General features: G+C 40.2%; 1 protein-coding gene. It reads right to left on the bottom strand.

Annotation, left to right across the window (positions count from 1 at the left end):
• Positions 1-857, bottom strand: an 857-nt coding sequence (locus tag BM308_RS13145; RefSeq protein ID WP_074945834.1) for a flagellin N-terminal helical domain-containing protein, incomplete at its 3' end; no start/stop codon positions are given.
• Positions 858-1,125 lie beyond the last annotated feature (268 nt).

The raw sequence follows: 1,125 nt of genomic DNA, 5'->3' as shown, positions 1-1,125 counted from the left end.
TGCTGAGTAATGGTCTGAGCAGACAGGTTAGCAGCTTCTTCAGCATAGTCGGCATCACGGATACGTGATCTTGCATCAGAAACATTCTCATGGGTAACTTCCTGGTTACGTATGGTAGATTCCATACGGTTCTGCAGCGCACCAAGGGCAGCTCGGTGAGTATCCACCACATTGATAATTTTATCAATTGCCGCAATGGTAAGTTCAGCAGTTGCCTGAGTTCTAACCGAGAATTGGTAGAAGCCTGCAGTATTTGATATACCCGTAGTCGATGAAGATAAACTTCCATTTGCTGCAATAGCTGCTGACAGAACAGTAGTGTCACCACATATTCCTTTTAGAGTGAATCCTGCAGTCAATGATAGCGATATAGTATCATTTTCATAGGCACCTACATGGAATGTTATTACTCCATTTGGTCCAAGCAGGCCCTTTGGACCAGCAAGACACTGCTGACCACCAAAGGTTGTCTTACAGGCAATACGTGTAATTTCTTCAGATAAGGCTGTAACTTCCTGCTGAATAGACTTTCTGTCAATATCAGTATTGGTACCGTTGGCTGACTGAATAGCTAATGTACGAATTCGCTGCAGCATGTTTGTAGTTTCATCCAGCGCACCTTCCATAGTCTGGCACAAAGCAATACCGTCATTGGCATTACGGTTACCTTGTTTCAGACCATTAATCTGAGAGGTGAGTCGGTCGGAAATCTGCAGACCTGCAGCATCGTCACGAGCAGAGTTGATTCTAAGACCTGAAGCTAAATGCTGGAAGGTAGTATCCAGAGCTTTGGTCGCTGTATTTAAACGTCGTTGCGCATTAATCGAAGACGTATTTGTAGGAACATATAGAGCCATTTTTATTTCTCCCCTAATAAACCAAAAATTGGTGTTAGATACTCGCTTTAAGAGGCTCTTGTTTTTTTCTTATTTCTCTCCAAAAAGAAAAAACTCTTAAAGGTACATGTATATATGAAATATCCGTGCCAATATTTGTATTAATATAGGAGTATAAAAATAACTATTTGAAAGATAAGAATAATTTGATAAAGATTAATCGAAATGCCAGAAGTGGCAAGCTAATTCATTAATTTAAAACATAAAAACGGCAATTTTTTGCCGATCA

Origin of the sequence: Succinivibrio dextrinosolvens (assembly GCF_900116345.1) — a bacterium.
In the GTDB taxonomy this organism is placed as follows: domain Bacteria; phylum Pseudomonadota; class Gammaproteobacteria; order Enterobacterales; family Succinivibrionaceae; genus Succinivibrio; species Succinivibrio dextrinosolvens_B.
This window is presented reverse-complemented; position numbering and strand designations above follow the sequence as displayed.